Annotated in this window: 15 protein-coding genes; 12 read left to right on the top strand and 3 right to left on the bottom strand. The window is 58.9% G+C overall.

Features of this window, described 5'->3' with window-relative positions:
- Nucleotides 1-24 precede the first annotated feature (24 nt).
- A complete protein-coding gene (locus ACXAIC_RS06585) occupies nt 25-1,044 on the bottom strand; it encodes an AAA family ATPase (RefSeq protein WP_475174924.1) in 1,020 nt (339 codons plus the stop codon).
- Between the two features lie 273 nt (nt 1,045-1,317).
- Here ACXAIC_RS06585 and ACXAIC_RS06580 point away from each other — a divergent pair, with 273 nt between their 5' ends.
- The 5 genes from ACXAIC_RS06580 to ACXAIC_RS06560 all read left to right on the top strand — a co-directional run bounded on the left by ACXAIC_RS06580 (nt 1,318) and on the right by ACXAIC_RS06560 (nt 5,368).
- A complete protein-coding gene (locus tag ACXAIC_RS06580; protein WP_475174921.1) occupies nt 1,318-1,917 on the top strand; it encodes a DUF1285 domain-containing protein in 600 nt (199 codons plus the stop codon).
- Between the two features lie 96 nt (nt 1,918-2,013).
- On the top strand, nt 2,014-2,664 hold the full coding sequence (locus ACXAIC_RS06575) for a CoA pyrophosphatase (RefSeq protein WP_475174918.1): 651 nt from the start codon (nt 2,014-2,016) through the stop codon (nt 2,662-2,664).
- Complete coding sequence (locus ACXAIC_RS06570; RefSeq protein WP_475174917.1) at nt 2,664-2,924, top strand: DUF6111 family protein; 261 nt, start codon at nt 2,664-2,666, stop codon at nt 2,922-2,924. The genes ACXAIC_RS06575 and ACXAIC_RS06570 overlap by 1 nt, the downstream gene beginning before the upstream one ends.
- Before the next feature lie 3 nt (nt 2,925-2,927).
- Nucleotides 2,928-4,172: a CCA tRNA nucleotidyltransferase gene (locus ACXAIC_RS06565; RefSeq protein WP_475174915.1), complete on the top strand. Its 1,245-nt coding sequence runs from the start codon at nt 2,928-2,930 to the stop codon at nt 4,170-4,172.
- 191 nt (nt 4,173-4,363) lie between these two features.
- A complete protein-coding gene (locus ACXAIC_RS06560) occupies nt 4,364-5,368 on the top strand; it encodes an HD-GYP domain-containing protein (RefSeq protein ID WP_475174913.1) in 1,005 nt (334 codons plus the stop codon).
- A gap of 12 nt (nt 5,369-5,380) precedes the next feature.
- Here the strand turns inward: ACXAIC_RS06560 and hemF are convergent, their stop codons facing one another.
- Together hemF and ACXAIC_RS06550 are read right to left on the bottom strand one after the other, a co-directional pair.
- On the bottom strand, nt 5,381-6,307 hold the full coding sequence (hemF, locus tag ACXAIC_RS06555; protein ID WP_475174911.1) for an oxygen-dependent coproporphyrinogen oxidase: 927 nt from the start codon (nt 6,305-6,307) through the stop codon (nt 5,381-5,383).
- 44 nt (nt 6,308-6,351) lie between these two features.
- Nucleotides 6,352-6,822, bottom strand: coding sequence for a tRNA (cytidine(34)-2'-O)-methyltransferase (locus ACXAIC_RS06550; protein WP_475174908.1), 471 nt, complete (start codon nt 6,820-6,822; stop codon nt 6,352-6,354).
- A gap of 109 nt (nt 6,823-6,931) precedes the next feature.
- Between ACXAIC_RS06550 and ACXAIC_RS06545 the strand changes: the two genes are divergently transcribed.
- The 7 genes from ACXAIC_RS06545 (at nt 6,932) to ACXAIC_RS06515 (ending at nt 15,951) form a co-directional block, all read left to right on the top strand.
- Nucleotides 6,932-8,839 carry an ABC transporter ATP-binding protein gene (locus tag ACXAIC_RS06545; RefSeq protein WP_475174906.1) on the top strand — a complete coding sequence of 636 codons (1,908 nt, stop codon included), beginning with the start codon at nt 6,932-6,934 and terminating at the stop codon, nt 8,837-8,839.
- An 86-nt stretch (nt 8,840-8,925) separates the two neighbouring features.
- A complete protein-coding gene (locus ACXAIC_RS06540; RefSeq protein ID WP_475174903.1) occupies nt 8,926-9,327 on the top strand; it encodes a DUF2177 family protein in 402 nt (133 codons plus the stop codon).
- A 221-nt stretch (nt 9,328-9,548) separates the two neighbouring features.
- The gene (locus tag ACXAIC_RS06535; RefSeq protein ID WP_475174900.1) at nt 9,549-10,868 is read left to right on the top strand and encodes a methyl-accepting chemotaxis protein; all 1,320 of its coding nucleotides are present in this window, start codon (nt 9,549-9,551) and stop codon (nt 10,866-10,868) included.
- 562 nt (nt 10,869-11,430) lie between these two features.
- Nucleotides 11,431-12,552, top strand: a complete 1,122-nt coding sequence (locus ACXAIC_RS06530; protein WP_475174897.1) for a diguanylate cyclase domain-containing protein — start codon at nt 11,431-11,433, stop codon at nt 12,550-12,552.
- 13 nt (nt 12,553-12,565) lie between these two features.
- Nucleotides 12,566-13,297, top strand: a complete 732-nt coding sequence (locus ACXAIC_RS06525) for an EAL domain-containing protein (RefSeq protein ID WP_475174894.1) — start codon at nt 12,566-12,568, stop codon at nt 13,295-13,297.
- Between the two features lie 384 nt (nt 13,298-13,681).
- Complete coding sequence (locus ACXAIC_RS06520) at nt 13,682-14,110, top strand: hypothetical protein (protein WP_475174892.1); 429 nt, start codon at nt 13,682-13,684, stop codon at nt 14,108-14,110.
- A 2-nt stretch (nt 14,111-14,112) separates the two neighbouring features.
- The gene (locus ACXAIC_RS06515; RefSeq protein ID WP_475174891.1) at nt 14,113-15,951 is read left to right on the top strand and encodes an ABC transporter ATP-binding protein; all 1,839 of its coding nucleotides are present in this window, start codon (nt 14,113-14,115) and stop codon (nt 15,949-15,951) included.
- Nucleotides 15,952-16,128: the final 177 nt, after the last annotated feature.

The raw sequence follows: 16,128 nt of genomic DNA, 5'->3' as shown, positions 1-16,128 counted from the left end.
CGCGCTCCTGCAAAAGACCTTGGGTCAGGCGATTGTCTCTTTGACGCGCTGAATGACGTCTCTCACCGTGTGCCCATCGGCCCGGGCCGCGAATGTCAGCGCCATGCGGTGCTGCAAAATCGGCTCGGCAAGGGCAAGCACATCATCGATGGAAGGGGCAAGCCGCCCATCCACCAGGGCTCGGGCGCGCACGGTCAGCATCAGCGCCTGACTGGCGCGGGGGCCCGGACCCCAGGCAATCAGGCTGGTGACGTCATTTGTTGTGGCCGGGTCTCCTGGCCGGGCGGAGCGCACCAGTTTCAATATCGCTTCAACCACCGATTCTCCGACGGGCATGCGCCGGACCAGCTGCTGATAGTCCATCAGTTCTTCGGCGCGCATGGCGACCTGGGCTTCGGCCTGATCTGCACCGGTGGTCTCCAGCAGAATGCGCCGCTCGGCGTCCAGATCCGGATAATGCACGTCGATCTGCATCAGGAACCTGTCCAGCTGGGCTTCGGGCAGCGGATAGGTGCCTTCCTGCTCCAGCGGGTTCTGGGTGGCCAGCACGTGGAACGGGCGGGGCAGGTCATGGGGGTGGCCCGCAACCGTCACGTGATATTCCTGCATGGCCTGCAGCAGCGCGGACTGGGTACGCGGGCTGGCGCGGTTAATCTCGTCGGCCATGAGCAGCTGGGAAAAGACCGGGCCGGGAATGAAGCGGAACGAGCGGCCGCCCTCGGCGCTCTGCTCCATGACTTCCGCGCCGAGAATGTCTGAGGGCATCAGATCGGGAGTGAACTGGATGCGGCGGGCGTCCAGCCCCAGAACCGTGCCGAGAGTTTCAACCAGCTTGGTCTTTGCAAGTCCGGGCACCCCGACCAGCAGGCCGTGGCCACCTGCCAGAATAGTGACCAGGGTCTGTTCAACCACCGTTTCCTGACCAAAGATGATCCGGGCGATATCCGCCCTGGCATCCTGAATCCGGGCGACGGCGCGTTCCGCGTTTTCCGCAACGGCTGCGAGATCTTCCTCGCTCGGGCTGGAGGGGGAAACAACGCTCATTAATCACCTTTCCCGTCTTGTCCTGGAACCTGTCCGGCCGGTCTGTTTGGGACCTTGTCTGTTTTTGCTACGACTCGTTCAGTCTGACACCATATAAGTCAGTAGATAAGGCGCTATTGTGCGGCATACAGTGGAAAGGTCCAAGATTCTTTCCACGCGTTGGGAAAAAGACCGGGACTGCGCGCAGGACATGCGGGCCCCCGGCACGCAGCTTGAGCCCGGTCTAGGTAGAATTTCGAAGGTTCCGGGCGGTGGAAAAGGACGTTGAAAGTCATGGCCGAGGCACACGCGCCTAGCAAGGACATCATGCCGGAGGGGCTGAAAGCCCTGATCAGCCGGGCCGGGGGCGGGGACAGGAAACCGCCGCCGGTAGAGAAATGGAACCCACCGTTTTGCGGGGATCTGGACATCAGGATTGCCCGTGACGGGACCTGGTTCTATCTGGGCTCGCCCATCGGCCGTCAGGCCCTGGTGAAACTCTTTGCCTCCGTTCTGCGCAGGGATGCGGATGACCGGCATTATCTGGTCACACCGGTCGAAAAGATCGGCATTACGGTTGAGGACGCGCCGTTTCTGGCCGTGGAAATGGCTGTGGCCGGAGAGGGGGAGGCCCAGGAGCTGACGCTTCGGACCAATGTTGGAGACTTGGTGGTCGTCGGCGCGGACCACCCGCTTCGGTTCGAAAAAGAACCGGACAGTGGCGGTTTGAAACCCTATGTTCTCGTCAGAGGCAGGCTGGAGGCGCTGTTCACACGGGCGCTCATGTATCAGCTTGCCGATCTGATCGTGGACCGGTCCGGTCCGGAAGGGACGCAAATGGGCATTTGGAGCAAAGGCAGCTTCTACCCAATTGCGCCTGAGTGTCTGGCATGAGGCCGGTGGGGCGGATCCGGCGGGATGGGTACATATGAATGGGTATGCCTTCATGGGCATGACCTGGTTTGAAGGGCTAAAGGACGTGCGGGCTGAATGACTGTCTCATCTTTCGTCGAGACCGGACATGACCAGGACTGGGTCACCCGGCTCCGGACCCGGCTGGGGGAGATCCAGGCGGACCGAGCTGCGCCGGAGACCGGGGATCATGTGCTCAACCCGGACCTTGGCCCTTACGCAAAATGGGACGGGCCGCCCCGGGACGCTGCCGTTCTGATTGGTCTGGTGCAAAGGGACAGCGGTCCCTGCGTGGTGCTGACCCAGCGGACCGTGCATCTCAGCTCCCATGCGGGGCAGGTCGCGTTTCCAGGCGGAAAGATCGATCCAACGGACAAGGGGCCTGTCGAGGCGGCTCTGCGGGAAGCGGAAGAGGAAATCGGGCTCCCGCCCGCCCAGGTCGAGCCGCTGGGGACTTTGCCACCCTACCTCACCGGGTCCGGCTACCGGGTCGTTCCGGTGGTTGGGGTGGTGCATCAGGTTGCTGACTATCACCCCAATCCGGAAGAGGTGGCCGATGTGTTCGAAGTGCCCTTCCGGTTTTTGATGGATCCGGCCAACCATCTGAAGCAAAGCCGGGAGTGGGAGGGCAAGCCGCGCTATTTTTATGCAATGCCCTTTGGGGAATACCATATCTGGGGTGTCACTGCCGGGATCATCCGGTCCTTTTATGAAACGGTCTATCGCTGATGCTGCGTGTTGCGCTTACTCATCTCATTCTCTTTCTGCTGCCGTTCTTCTGTTACGCCCTGTGGCTCTGGCTCACCAAGCGCAGCGGGCATCCGGAGCGCTGGGCAAAAGGGCCGCTGGCCTGGCTGACCGTCAGCGGTCTTGGGTTGGTGATCGCCGGCTTCGTTGTCATGTCCACGCTGAACCGGGGCCCGGAAGGCACGAATTACCGGCCAACGCAGATGAAAGACGGTGTCTTTGTGCCGGGAGGGTTCGAATAGGCCATGACGGCAGCAGCTCAAGACAGGCTCCGGGCGGCGGACTGGCTTGCAACATCCGGTATTCAGGCTGTCTTTTCCGCCCTGGAGCAAAAGGGTGATGCAGCGCGGGCGGTTGGCGGCGCTGTGCGGAACACCTTGCTGGGCCATCCTGTTCCCGACATCGATATTGCCACAACCGCGCCTCCTGACGAGGTGATGCGGCGCGCGGAAGCGGCTGGGTTGAAGCCGATCGGGACCGGCCTGGATCATGGCACGGTTACGGTCATCAGCGATGGCTATCCTTACGAAGTCACAACCTTGCGCGAGGATGTGGAGACGTTCGGGCGTCAGGCCCGGGTGGTGTTCGGGCGGGACTGGTCCAAGGATGCATGGCGCCGGGACTTCACCATGAATGCCCTTTATGTGGATCGCAGCGGATGCCTGCACGACCCGCTCGGGGGGCTTCAGGATTGCCTGGACGGGCGGGTGCGTTTCATCGGAAATCCGGACGACCGTCTTCGGGAAGACTATTTGAGAATTTTGCGGTTCTTCCGCATTCATGCGGCCTACGGGTCCGGTGACCTGGATCCGGACGGGCTGGGCGCTTGCTTGCGCCAGCGGGACGGCTTGAGGCACCTGTCGGCTGAGCGGATCGGGCATGAGATCCGGCGTCTGTTACAGGCCCCCTTGGCACCCATGGCGGTCCGGTGCATGAATGAGGCGGGTCTTTGGGAGATTGCGACCGGCGGCATAGCGCTTGTGGAAGACTATGCAGCCTTGCGCCGATTGGATGCCATCGCTCCTGAAACCCGCGACCCCGAGCTGGGACTGGTGGTGCTGAGTGGCTTTGTTCATGAGGATCTGGACCGGATTTGTGAGCGGCTCCGGCTTTCCAATGCGCAAGGCAAGCGGATGCAAAGGGCCTGGGCGGCCAAGAAGCAGTATCTTCAATCCGGTGATTTGCCCGGCGCGGCGGCCATGGTTTATCAGTTCGGACGGCAAGCCGGGGTGGATGGGCTGTTGGCTGCCTGGGCGAAAGGCATAGCCGCCAATGTGGCGGACCTGGACACGTTTAAGACGGCCCTTTCCGGGCTCCGGGCGCAGGACGTTCCGGAATTTCCCTTGAAAGGAGCGGATCTCATTGCCCAGGGGCATGCTCCGGGCCCTAAGTTGGGTGCGCTATTGAAAGAGCTTGAGGGCGCATGGCAGGACAGCGGCTTTTCGTTAAGCAAAAGCCATTTGCTGGCAAAATCTCAGATGGAATCTTAGGGCTTTTTTAAGTCATTGATTTCAAGATCGACGAAATTTCCGTTTGGTAAGTTTAGGAATATTTAAATCCCTGTCGTTGGGGAATGTGGATGTGTCGGTAGATGGAAATAGTTCTGATTTCTGACGGTTCGTTGCCGATGGAGTCTCCCTTACGGAAACTCCCGTTTTTCTTTGCTACCCGCCTGGTTGCGATGGACAAAGTGTCCCCGTCCACGGTTGGGTGCGCGAAGGTCGCGATCATCGAACTATCTGGATCAACGGATGCGGGGCTGACCGCTCTCAAAGCGTCTTGGGATTGCATCGCAGCCATTCCCGTCATTTGCATTGCGGCGCCCAAGAACCGCCGGGAAATGATACAGGCCGGGGCGCTGGGGCGCACGGAGCGGATGGACCGTGAAGTCCCGTTTTCCCTGTTGCTGAAACAGGTGAAAGATCTTATCGACGGCGATGTGCTGAAAGCTTTGCCCAAGTGTTGCCCCGAGTGCACGAAAGTGGCCTATATGAAAGGCAGCACGTTTCTGGATTCCTTATGTTTTTCGGCTGTCGAAGGCACCAGGATCTGCACCGAACTGATGAATGAAAGCGCGGAAGAAATGCTGACCGCGCTGAAGACGGATGGCCTGTCTTGCTGGCTGAGCACCGTTGCGACCCACCACAGCGGCACGTATTGCCACTCCCTTCAGGTGGCCGGGCTGGCCGGAATGCTGGCCAAGCACCTGGGTTGGGGTGACGCAGACTGCAAGGAACTCATTGCCGGCGGGCTGGTCCATGATATTGGCAAGACCCGCATTCCCCTGACAATCCTCGACAAGGCAGGCAAGCTCACGCAGCAAGAACGGGACTTGGTCGACAAGCACCCTGCATTTGGTCAGGAAATCCTGAAAACAAGGCCGGAGATTTCGGCCGATATCAAGCGTATGGCGGTCCAGCATCATGAAATGCTGGATGGCTCGGGCTATCCGCGCGGTCTTTCAGGCGATCAGCTCGTGCCCAAAGTCCGGCTTATGACCATCTGCGATATCTATGTTGCCCTGACTGAAGAGCGGTCCTACAAGAAAAGCTTCCCGGCCCGCACGGCTGTTGCCATGCTCAAGGAGATGGGCCCCAAGCTGGATCAGGCTATGGTTGAGAAGCTGGACGAAATGCTGTTCGGACGGGATTTCGGCGCAGTCACCCGGGCGGCACCGGCCGCCTGACCTGTCCCCGCCTTACGGCCACTTCACAACAGGTGGCATGGATGACAGGATCGAGGCGACATTGCCGCCGGTCTTCAGCCCGAAAATCGTGCCCCTGTCATAGAGCAGATTGTATTCCACATAGCGCCCGCGCCGGATCAATTGTTCTTCGCGCTCTCCTTCTGTCCAGGTCTTTTCAAAATTGCGCCGGACCAGCTCAGGATAGATGGACAGGAAGGCTTCCCCGACCGCCTGGGTGAAGGCGAAGTCGGTGTCCCAGTTGCCGCTGTTCAGGTAGTCGTAGAATATTCCGCCTATGCCGCGCGCTTCATTGCGGTGTTTTAGAAAGAAATACTCGTCGCACCATGCTTTGTAGGCTTCGTAATCGGCCACTTCATGGGCATTGCAGGCGGTTTGCATGGCCTTGTGAAAGGCCACCGTGTCCGGATCGTCCTGGGTCCGCCGTGCCTCCAGCACCGGGGTCAGATCCGCACCGCCGCCAAACCACTGGCGGGTGGTGACCACCATGCGCGTGTTCATATGCACGGCCGGTACATGGGGATTGTGCAAATGGGCAATCAGGCTGATGCCGGAGGCCCAGAAGCGCGGGTCTTCGTTGGCGCCGGGGATCTGGCCGCGGAATTCCGGTGAGAATTCACCATGCACGGTGGAAACATGAACCCCGACCTTTTCAAAGACGCGGCCATGCATCATCGACATGACGCCCCCGCCACCCTTGGCACCGCTGCTGTCCGTCCGCTCCCAGGGGGTGCGCTCGAACCGTCCGGCGGGCTGATCTGACATCGGGCCGGACACGGAGGCAATCTCGTCTTCCAGATCCTCAAACGCCTGACAGATCCGGTCGCGCAGACTCTCGAACCAAACGGGTGCGCGCGTCTTTTTGTCCTCGATTTGGTCGGGGATCGGACCCCCGCGGTTTTCCGGGGAAGGGGCGTTCATGGAACTGGCCTCGCTGTTTGGGGTTGATGCGCAGTTGGCAGCCTTCAAGAAGCGCTTTTAGGAAATGTCCCGGTTTGCCGCAAGGCTTCGCCCAGTGCCATGCCGGCCGACACCGCGACATTCAAGGAGCGCATGCCGTCGGCAAGCGGAATGGTCAGCCGGGCATCGGCAAGGTCATGCACATTCCCGGGAGCGCCGGTGCTTTCCCGGCCGAAGAGCAGAATATCGTCAGCCTGAAACCGGAAGCCGGTATAGGGCGAGCTGGACTTGGTTGTCATCAGGATGAGCCTGCCGCGATGGGTGCTGCGCCAGTCCTCAAACGCGTCAAAGGAGATGTGCCGGGTCATGGCTGCCCTTTCCAGATAGTCCATTCCGGCCCGCTTCAGCGCCGTATCCGAGATCGGAAACCCGGCCGGTTCGATCAGATGGACCCGCACGTTGAGACAGGCGGCCAGGCGCAGGATCGTTCCGGTGTTTTGCGGGATATCAGGCTGGTAAAGGGCAATGTCCGGCATGGCGGTCCTCTCGAAAGGGTGGCCCTTTGGCCACAGAAGGGGCTTTGGGAACCCTCAAGACACGTGTGGAGGCAAATTGCGTGAGCCAAGCCGCACGTAAACGCGTAGGATGTGGCGAAGACTCACCTCGCCATTCTTTCCATACCACTCATGGAGACGCTTCGTGTCCCCAATCTTCCGCCTGTTCGAGTCCTGGATCGATCCCTTCAGAGCACCGCCCGCCCGGGATCTGCCCACGGGCGCTCTGGCCTATCTTGTTTATTTCGTTGGTCAGGTCCGCTGGCCATTTGCGCTGTTGCTTGTGGTTGGCGGGGCGATGGCGCTGGTGGAAGTGGCCATTGCCAGCTTCCTCGGCAGCCTGGTCGATCTATTGAAAGACGGGAACCGGGAGGCCTTCTTTGCAACCCATGGCTGGACGCTGCTGTGGATGGCCGTGGTTGTGCTGTTTGTGCGCACGCTTGTCAATGCTCTGGGGGCGCTGATGGAGGAGCAAACCATCGTGCCGAGCTTCTTTCAGCTCGTGCGCTGGCAGGGCCATCAGCGCGTCATGAAACAAAGCCTGAGCTATTTTCATGATGATTTGGCCGGACGGCTGTCCCAGAAGGTGCTGCAATCGGGCCTGGCTGCGGGCGACTTCATGGTCAATCTGCTGCAGGTGGCCTGGTATATCGTGGTCTATGCCCTGTCGACGCTGATCCTTGTGGGCGATCTCGATTGGCGCCTGGGGCTTTTGGTCGGGCTTTGGCTGGGGCTGTTTGCCGTCACTGCCTGGCAGTTTGTGCCCCGGGTCCGCGCGGCAGCAAAATCCTTTTCCCATGCCTATTCCGGTGTCTCCGGCCGTCTGGTCGACACCTATACAAACATTCAGTCGGTCAAGCTGTTCGGATCTGCGCTTGAGGAGAACCGGGCCGCCCGGGGTGCGTTCGAAGCCCTGATTGAAAAGATCCAGGTGTTCACCAGGCTGCTGTCCACCGTGCGCATCACCATGAGCCTCATCAATGGGATCATGATCGTTGCGATTGCCGCCACCGCGCTGTTCGTCTGGCAGGAAGGGGGGATCAGCACGGGCCATGTGGCCTTTGCCCTCAGTCTTGTTCTGCGGCTCAATGTTCTTTTGAACCGTCTGTTCAACCAGCTCAACGGGTTGTTCCGGAACTTCGGGACGCTTCAGGACAGTGTGGAGACCATCGTCAAGCCCATCACCCTGGCAGACAAGCCGCAGGCGCAGGATTTGAGCGTCTCCGGCGGCCGGATTGTGTTCGATCATGTCCGGTTTCACTACGGCCGGGAAGGCGGGGTTCTGGAAGATCTCAATCTGGAGATTGCGCCGGGCGAACGTGTCGGGCTGGTGGGGCCGTCCGGGGCAGGCAAGACCACGCTGGTCAGTCTGCTGTTGCGCTTTTACGACGTGGAGGCGGGCGGCATCCGTCTGGATGGCCAGGATCTGCGCGATGTCAGCCAGGAAACCCTGCGCCGGTCCATCGGCATGGTGACCCAGGATACGTCTCTGCTGCACCGGTCCATCCGTGAGAACATTCTCTATGGCCGTCCGGATGCCGGGGAAGAGGCTTTGATCGAGGCCGCGCGCAAATCCCATTCCTTTGACTTCATTCAGACCCTGGAGGACCGCAAGGGCCGCAAGGGCTTTGACGCCTATGTGGGCGAAAGAGGGGTCAAGCTTTCAGGCGGGCAGCGTCAGCGTATTGCCATCGCAAGGGTGCTTTTGAAAGACGCGCCGATCCTGGTGCTCGATGAGGCGACCTCAGCGCTCGATTCAGAAGTGGAGGCCGCGATTCAGGAGAACCTTGAAGGGCTGATGTCCGGCAAGACCGTGATTGCCATTGCCCACCGCCTGTCGACCATCGCGGCCATGGACCGTCTCGTGGTGATGGACAAGGGCCGCATCGTGCAGCAAGGCGCCCATGCGGATCTTCTGACAGAAACGGACGGGCTTTATGCCCAGCTCTGGCACAGGCAGTCCGGCGGGTTCCTCAAGACCGCAGCTCTCGCCGGTTGAGTGTTAAACACCGCACGCAGCGCTGTCTTTGCTGATCCGGGGCAAGAGCGCAAGCGTATCAGGTCTGTCAGTCAGTTGAGGATCTCATGATACAATATTCCACCGCCTATGTCGCAACCGCGATTGTTTTTCTTGCGGTTGACTATGTTTGGTTGTCACAGGTGGCAACCCGGTTCTATTTCGACCGGATCGGGCATCTTCTGATGGACAAACCCAACATGGCGGCCGCAGGGGCCTTTTATATTATCTACGTGGTCGGCATCGTCGTTTTTGCTGTTGCACCGGCCCTCAGGTCGGAAAGTGTTGTGACCGCTGTGCTCTACGGTGCGATGTTCGGGTTTTTCACCTATGCCACCTACGATGTCACCAATTACGCAACGCTGAGAAACTGGCCGGTGATCGTGGCCATTGTCGATGTGGGCTGGGGCACAGCCCTGTCGGCATTCTCCGCAGGCATGGGGTATACGCTCACCCGTCTTGTGTCCTGAGAACGGATTAGGGTAGGTGCAAGCCTCTGCAAACGAAGGGGAAGGTTGTATTTCAGGTTGCGTGAATTTGCGTAGAAGCTTGGAATACAATCTTAAATTTAAATTCTGTCCCGATGCAGTTACAGATTTTTTACGGGCTTGAAGGTATCCTTAACGGCGTAAGGGCTCTGTTGACGTTTGTCCAGGGCACGGGAGTTTGGGAATCGCTTCGGGGTTGCGTAGTGACACTTTCGATCAAGGGCCGTTTTGTTGCCATGGTACTGATGGCCTCTGCCATCATGATGGCGGGGACAGCATTTGCCTTTTATTCGTTCCGGCAGGCCTTGCTGGAAAAAATCGGCACCGACGCGGGCGCGCAGGCGTTTTTAAGCGGCAACATCGCGGGCAATATCGATCAGCTGATCTTCGACCAGATGATCTCCATCGGTCTGACGGTGTCTCCCGTGGGCGTCGCCTTTCTGGGAATGGCTCTCGTTCTTGCCATAGGCATTGCACGGCCTCTGGCCCGGCTTCAGGACGGTCTCGACCAGCTGTCTGAAGGAAGCCTTGAGATTGAAATCAAGGGCAATGAACGGGGAGACGAGATCGGGGAGATTGCCCGCTCGGTGACAGCCTTCCGGGAAAACCTTGCGCATCGGGCGTCCGAGCAGGCGCGTCAGGAACTGGCCCATCAGGAAGCCTTGAGTGAAGAGCGCAAGGCCTTGATGCAGGACGTGGCTGACGACTTTGAAAAGTCAGTGATCGGTGTTGTATCCGCCCTGACAGAAGCAGCGGGCAGCGTGGAACGCAATTCCGGCCAGCTCAATGAGGCGGTTGGCTCGTCCCTGCATGCGGTGAGTGAAGTTCACCAGGCAACTGAAAACGCCAATGAATCCGTTGAAACAGTGACCGCCTCTGCGGAGCAGCTGACCGGATCGCTGATCCGGGTGCGCGAGGATGTTGATGAGGCCACCGAAATTGCCCGCGTGGCCGTGGAAGAGGCCCGCAAAACGGATGAGATCGTTGGCCAGCTGTCGGAGACCGGCCGGGCCATCGGCGAAATTGTTGAACTGATCAGCCAGATTGCCAGCCAGACCAATCTTCTGGCCCTGAATGCCACCATCGAGGCGGCCAGGGCCGGAGAGGCCGGGCGCGGCTTTGCGGTTGTGGCCAATGAAGTCAAGGCGCTCGCGGAACAGACCACCAAGGCAACCGATGACATTTCCGCGCAGGTGGCATCGGTGCAAAATGTTGCCGAATTGTCCGAAGTGGCGATCCGCTCCATTGCCGAAACCATCGGTAAGGTGAGCGAGATTTCTTCGAAGATCCGGGACCGGGTGGAAGAGCAGACGAGCGCAACGCAGGAAATCAGCCACAGCGCCAATGCCGCCCATGCCAGTTCCAGCCAGGTTGCCAGCAATGTCGGTACGTTAAGCGAGGTCATGGAGACCAGCCGCTCGGCGACCGACGAAATGCTCGGGGCCTCCGCCGAACTCGGCAGCCTGTCCAATTCTCTCCAATCCCAGGTCCGCCAATTCCTGCAAAGTGTCCGTGCAGCCTGACAGCACGGGTCAGGGACTGTTCTATGGAAACGAAACGCATTCAGGGGCTCTTCGGGCCCCTGTTTTGCATTCGCGCTGGCCAGGCAAGGGCGCTTTCTTTCGTCACCTCTTGATGGACTTGCCGCTGCTGCAAACCTCAACAACCTGGACCCTATTCGACCGTGACATGAGAGCCTTCGGCGAGGAGCGTGCCGCAGGTCTAGGCCGGTCTACCCGCCTTTCCTTGCCGGCGAACCGGAAAAAACCATCCGGTAGGGTCTTGTTTGGTGACGGTGGTATCAGGGTTGCCGCGTTCATATGGGCTCGTACCTTGGTCCGCTGAACGTTTTGAAACGTCTTTGTCTTTGATGTCGTCCGGCTTGGCGCTTCAAGGAAAGCTTTTTCGATCTCATTGTTTCAGGTTGGGCGAAAATACAGTTTTATGACCCCATACCTTAAAGTTATATTCTGATAAATACGTTGCAATTCTAACGGTAATTGGTTTTCCTAATCTCAGTTTTATTGTTTATTTAACGTCTGCTGCTACCATGTCTATGGGTGGACGCTTTATTGACGAAGAAGCATGCAAGATTTTTCTTATAATTGGCCTTGGTTGCCTTTTTTCCTTGCCTTTGTGGTGGGAGGAATACTCTTCTGCTGCGGAGTTCTTGTTGGGCATTTTCGTAAGGGAAGTGCCGAGAGGCGGGCAAAGGCTGCTTCAAGGGATGATGCGGCTATTCTGAAAACGGTTGTTGAACATGTGCATGAAGGTCTGATCATGCAGGACATCTGCGGCCGGATACAGTGGTCCAATCCGGCCTACAGCCGGATTACAGGCTATTCAGCTGAGGAGTTGCTTGGGCGGCGCCCGCAGGAATTGCTGCTGCCTCCAGACAGGCAGCTTGATCCTGAAGAACTCAAAAATTTCCGCTACGATCTCAGGACATTCGAGCCCGGCTTCAAGGAGCTGATCCTGAACCGCCGGAAGAATGGCGAATATTTCTGGAACCAGCTGACCTTCGCGCAGGTTGCCGGGGATACGCCGGAAACCACCCGGATGATTCTGATCTGCCAGGATGTGACCCAGGAGGTGGGCCGGGTGTCCGAGCTGGAGGAGGCGCGCAAGCGGCTCAAGCATCAGGCCGAACATGATGACCTGACCGGACTGGCGAGCCGGGCGAAGATAAAAGAGGTTCTTCAGGCCCGTCTTGCGGCAGCGGCGGACACGGGTGGGAATGTCGGCGTTATTCTCTTTGACATGGACAATTTCAAGGATGTGAATGACGGGCATGGCCACAGCACGGGGGATGCCGTGCTCTGCCATGTCGCAGGCATCCTGCAGTCGGTTGTCGGTGACAAGGGACTGGTGGCGCGTATTGGCGGGGATGAGTTTCTCGTTACGGTCTCACAGCCCGAAGGTTCTAAGGAGATGGAAGAGCTTGGCCACGAGATCCTGACAAAGCTTCACGAACCGGCTCTGATTGATACCCACAAAATCCGGGTGGCTGGCAGTATGGGGCTCGTTCTGGCCGCGGCGGCCAAGATCGGCGTGACGGAACTCATCAACCGGGCTGACATGGCGCTTTATGCGGCCAAACGGGCAGGGCGGGGCCGGTTTGCCTGGTATACGGATGCCCTTGGGGCCGCGCACCGGCACCGGCGCATGAGCATGGGCGCAGCTGGATCAGGATCTGGAGACAGGTAGTCTCTCGCTCCTCATGGAGCCGTATTTCGGGCTTGATGAACAGCGTGTCACAGGCTTTGAAGTGTTCGCGCACTGGCTGCACCCCTCGGAGGGGCTTGTGGACCCGGTCCGCTTTCTGTCCCTTGAAGAGGACTTCAAACGGGTTGCCCAGATTGAAGCTTTTGCGCTGGAGCAGGGCTTGCAGGCGGTCAAGCGCTTGCGGGATGCAGTTGGCCAGTCACTTGCCATGTCCGTCAATCTGAGTGAAGCCTCTCTGGTGGCGGCAGGGTTCAAGGATCGTTTGCGCAGGCTGTGTGACGAGGTTCAAATTGCGCTTCACGATCTTACGATTGATCTGGAGCAGCAGCTCATCCGCTTTGATGAAGACGGGCGGATGCTGGAAGCGATTGACAGTCTGGAAGACCTTGGCTGCCGGATTGCCCTGGACGGGGTTGGCAGCGGCCAGGGCGGCGGGGCCGGGCAGATCGTCCGGATCCGGGCCAGCAGTCTGAAAATCAGCTCCTGGTTGACCGAAGATCTGGAAACACAGGTCAAGAAACAATATCTCGCCCGCTCTATCATAGATGTTGCAGAGAAGTTCGGTTTGAAAGTGGCAGCGGTTGGTGTCGATCGAAAAGAGCAGCTTGAGATCCTCAAAGACCTGGGCTGCGCTTTTGTTCAGGGTGGGATCATCTCAGGCCGCGTATCGCCACGGGAAGCAGAAATTTTCCTCCAGGCCCGCGCAGGGCAGGAACTACGGCTCTAAGCGCGGATTCCAAATGGGGGTGTGTGGCGACAGGGCAACAGTTGTGATTTTCATGTCCGGCCTCCTCACGTTGCCTCTTTTCAAGCAAGTCAAAAGCGGTTACCAACACCGCAGTCTGGTGTTTCACCTAGACAGACTTTGTCCCAGCGGCCGCCCGGTCGCGCAACCAGGAGGGGTTTAGATGACAGATCACAGCACGATCCATATCATGTCTGCCCGTCCAGGTGTCCTGATGGGCTCTCACCTGCAGCGCTGAGCGCAGGTCCATTTCTGACTTTCCCATAGCCTTGCGGTGACCGGCTCAAGCCGTTCGTCTCAGCTGCACGCGCAATGACGCGTGTCCGCCGTCACCAGTGATTCAGTTCCCGTTTCGGAGTCATTGCGATGTTTCCGTGTTCTTCGCAGGACCTGTCTGTGCTCGCAGACCGTCAGGATATCGAGGTGCCACCGGCCCCTCAACAGGACAGGACCTTTCCTGCCCGTCTTCGGCGTTCTGCCACAGTCGTGGCCGTTTTTTCAGGCGTGACCTTTCTGATGGCCGCCCTTCTTTTTGTGCCTGTTCTGGCGTTCAATCTCAGCCGGATCGAGGCCCTGGACATTGCCGGGACGCAGGTTCCGGCTGCCGAATTTGTCCGCCAGATTGGCGCTCTCTTCTGGGGCTCGTCTATTGTCGCGCTTGCCTTTACAAGTTTCATTGCCGGCGCCCGCTACATGGCTGCCGGCCCCACAATCCGTCCGAGGCCGTCTTCCGATAGCAAGCAGGATGTCCTCCTGCATCTGGCTATGTTGCGCTTGATCGGCTCTGAGAGGTAGTCATGTTTGATCGTTTCGAAAAGCTCGTTGATCCTTTTGAAAAGACAGAGCTTGACGTTCCGCCCAAAGGGTTCTGGGCTTTCTGCTGGTACTATACCAAACCGGTCTGGCCCATCCTGGCCTGTGTGTCGCTGTTTGGCACGCTGGTTGCCCTCGCAGAGGTCTATATCTTCACCTTCTTGGGCGATCTGGTCACCTGGCTGGAAAAGTCGGACCCGGCTACGTTCCTGAATGAGAACTGGGCCACGCTGCTGTTCATGCTGGTTGTGCTGCTGGTGCTAAGGCCTGGGCTGGAAGTGGTTTGGCAGCTGTTTTTCCACCAGGGTCTGATGGGCAATTATCCCATGTCCATCCGCTGGCGGGTGCATCGTTATCTGCTGCGCCAAAGCGTTTCCTTCTATCAGAACGACTTTGCGGGGCGGATTGCGACCAAGCTGATGCAGACGGCGCTCGGCGTGCGCGAGGTGATTTCGCGCATTGCCGATATTCTGGTCTATGTGGCCGTCTATTTCGTTGCGGCGGTCTTTGTGGTGGCCGATGCCAATTTGTGGCTGGGCCTGCCGTTCCTGGTCTGGATTGCGGCCTATCTGCTGACCATCCGCTTCTTCATTCCGAAGCTGCGGGATGTCTCCAAGGCGCAGGCCGATGCCCGTTCCTTGATGACCGGTCACGTTGTGGATGCCTATACCAACATCACAACGGTGAAGCTGTTTTCCCATGCGGACCGTGAAGAGGCCTATGCCAGAGGCTCGATGATGGGGTTTCTGAAGACCGTTTTTCTTCAGATGCGTCTGGTGACGGGGCTGAACATCGTGCTGGTGTTCATCAACATGCTTTTGCTGACTGCGATCGGCACGCTCGCCGTGATGTTGTGGCAGACCGGTACGGTCTCGATTGGAGATGTCACCATCGCGGTCGCCTTTGTTCTGAGGCTTCAGGGCATGTCTCACTGGATCTTATGGGAACTTGCCGGCCTGTTTGAAAATATCGGCACGGTTCAGGATGGCATCACCACCATTTCCCGCGAACGGGAAGTGATGGACGTTCCGGGGGCTAAGCCCCTTGTGGTCGACAAAGGCGAAATCCGCTTCGACAAGATCCACTTCCACTATGGCAAGAAAGCTGGAGTGCTGGAAGATCTCAGCCTCACCATCCAGCCGGGGGAAAAGATCGGCTTGATCGGCCGCTCCGGGGCGGGCAAGTCCACGCTCGTCAATCTGCTCCTGCGCTTTTACGACCTGGAAGGCGGCAAGGTTACGATTGACGGCCAGGACATTTCCAGAGTGCAGCAGGATGACATCCGGGCCAATGTTGGTGTGGTCACCCAGGACACGTCGCTTCTGCACCGCTCGATCTTTGAAAACGTCGCCTATGGCAAACCGGATGCGACGCGCGAGGAGGTGGCAGCCGCCCTTGAAAAGGCCCATGCGCATACCTTCGTGGATGGTCTGACCGACATGGAAGGGCGCAAGGGGCTGGACGCCCATGTCGGGGAACGCGGGGTTAAACTCTCCGGCGGACAGCGCCAGCGCATTGCCATTGCCCGTGTCCTTTTGAAGGATGCGCCGATCCTGGCGCTGGACGAGGCGACGTCTGCGCTCGATTCGGAAGTGGAGATCGCGATCCAGGAAAGCCTGTTCGACCTGATGAAAGGCAAGACCGTGATTGCGATTGCCCATCGCCTGTCGACCATTGCGGCCATGGACCGGCTGATCGTCATGGACAAGGGCCGAATCATCGAGGAAGGCACCCATCAGGAGTTGCTGGAGCAGAGCGGTCTTTATGCCCAGCTCTGGCAGCATCAGTCCGGCGGGTTTCTAGCGCCCGTCCAGGCGGCCTGAGGGCTCGTTGAAAAGATCGGCTGAGAGATGCTCACCCGCATGCGGGTGAGCATCGAGCGCGCCAGAATATGCCATGATTAGAATGGCTTCACCCGGTTGGCCAACGCTTTGAAAATGTTGACGTCTGCCCGTGACGGGCAAAGTCGGCCGGCTGCCGTCGACCCGGAGAATTCCCTC

Source organism: Roseibium sp. AWQ4_254, assembly GCF_056161025.1.
Note: the sequence above shows the minus strand (reverse complement) of the source record. Positions and strands in the feature narration are given on the sequence as shown.

Bases quoted from the DNA above. Each gene is read 5' to 3' on its own strand.
- ACXAIC_RS06585 (WP_475174924.1), bottom strand. From the start codon at position 1,044: ATGAGCGTTGTTTCCCCCTCCAGCCCGAGCGAGGAAGATCTCGCAGCC.
- ACXAIC_RS06580 (WP_475174921.1), top strand. From the start codon at position 1,318: ATGGCCGAGGCACACGCGCCTAGCAAGGACATCATGCCGGAGGGGCTG.
- ACXAIC_RS06575 (WP_475174918.1), top strand. From the start codon at position 2,014: ATGACTGTCTCATCTTTCGTCGAGACCGGACATGACCAGGACTGGGTC.
- ACXAIC_RS06570 (WP_475174917.1), top strand. From the start codon at position 2,664: ATGCTGCGTGTTGCGCTTACTCATCTCATTCTCTTTCTGCTGCCGTTC.
- ACXAIC_RS06565 (WP_475174915.1), top strand. From the start codon at position 2,928: ATGACGGCAGCAGCTCAAGACAGGCTCCGGGCGGCGGACTGGCTTGCA.
- ACXAIC_RS06560 (WP_475174913.1), top strand. From the start codon at position 4,364: ATGGACAAAGTGTCCCCGTCCACGGTTGGGTGCGCGAAGGTCGCGATC.
- hemF (WP_475174911.1), bottom strand. From the start codon at position 6,307: ATGAACGCCCCTTCCCCGGAAAACCGCGGGGGTCCGATCCCCGACCAA.
- ACXAIC_RS06550 (WP_475174908.1), bottom strand. From the start codon at position 6,822: ATGCCGGACATTGCCCTTTACCAGCCTGATATCCCGCAAAACACCGGA.
- ACXAIC_RS06545 (WP_475174906.1), top strand. From the start codon at position 6,932: ATGTGGCGAAGACTCACCTCGCCATTCTTTCCATACCACTCATGGAGA.
- ACXAIC_RS06540 (WP_475174903.1), top strand. From the start codon at position 8,926: ATGATACAATATTCCACCGCCTATGTCGCAACCGCGATTGTTTTTCTT.
- ACXAIC_RS06530 (WP_475174897.1), top strand. From the start codon at position 11,431: ATGCAAGATTTTTCTTATAATTGGCCTTGGTTGCCTTTTTTCCTTGCC.
- ACXAIC_RS06525 (WP_475174894.1), top strand. From the start codon at position 12,566: ATGGAGCCGTATTTCGGGCTTGATGAACAGCGTGTCACAGGCTTTGAA.
- ACXAIC_RS06520 (WP_475174892.1), top strand. From the start codon at position 13,682: ATGTTTCCGTGTTCTTCGCAGGACCTGTCTGTGCTCGCAGACCGTCAG.
- ACXAIC_RS06515 (WP_475174891.1), top strand. From the start codon at position 14,113: ATGTTTGATCGTTTCGAAAAGCTCGTTGATCCTTTTGAAAAGACAGAG.